Raw genomic sequence first — 734 nt, forward strand, 5'->3', positions numbered from 1 at the left:
AAGGGGGGGCGTCCTCCTTGACGCCGATGCAGCTTAGAGACTGCGCAATTGATTCTCAAGTGCTATTTTTCGTTAGTTTGGCCCAGTGCTGCCGGGCTTCTCTTGGCAGTAGATATTCTTTTGATATCATCCGCGCCAATCGAATTTTGCAGCACCTACAGACTTCATTAGCCTGAAGCCAAAGCCAGCCTGACTGGCAAAAAAAGACCCGGCAAAAAGCCGGGTCAAAAACCGTGATTAGCCTGATGAGGAGATAGTCCAGGAGTCCGACCTAAGGTCTCTTGGTCTATCGACTGATCTCGCGACCAGTTGATGCAATAATAATCATTATCATTTGCAAGTCAAATGTTTCTACCTGCGCGATTGGAAAAATTTTCCTGTCCTCCTCCAATGCGCTCCCGCCTCAATTGTTCTGATTGCCCTCCAGGGCCCGTTCGACCATCGCCTTGGCCATGTCGATCATGTGCACCGTCGAAAACGCCAGATCCCGGCTTGCGCCCTGCAGTTGGTTGGCTGACTCATGCGCGGTGGCAACGGCGCACCGCAGCAGATCCGAAGCATGGACCAGCGCCTCTTCGCTGCTGATGTTACGGTTCACATCAAAGAAACGTTCTTCGCTGGCTACTTCTGACACAGCTGGTTTCAAGTAATAGTCCAGTGCGCGCTGCGCCGCGGCAGAGCCTTTTGGCGAGGTGAGGCTGGTGTCGATTTGCATATCGGGCAAGGTATTGCTG

1 protein-coding gene is annotated in these 734 nt (G+C 52.7%); it reads right to left on the reverse strand.

Annotation, left to right across the window (positions count from 1 at the left end; all coding sequences use genetic code 11):
• Nucleotides 1-403: 403 nt before the first annotated feature.
• Nucleotides 404-734: DUF6124 family protein (locus AC1DLB_RS31335; RefSeq protein ID WP_477786446.1), on the reverse strand; the 331-nt coding region annotated here is incomplete at its 5' end.

It is taken from the genome of Pseudomonas sp. 05N434, from assembly GCF_056396965.1.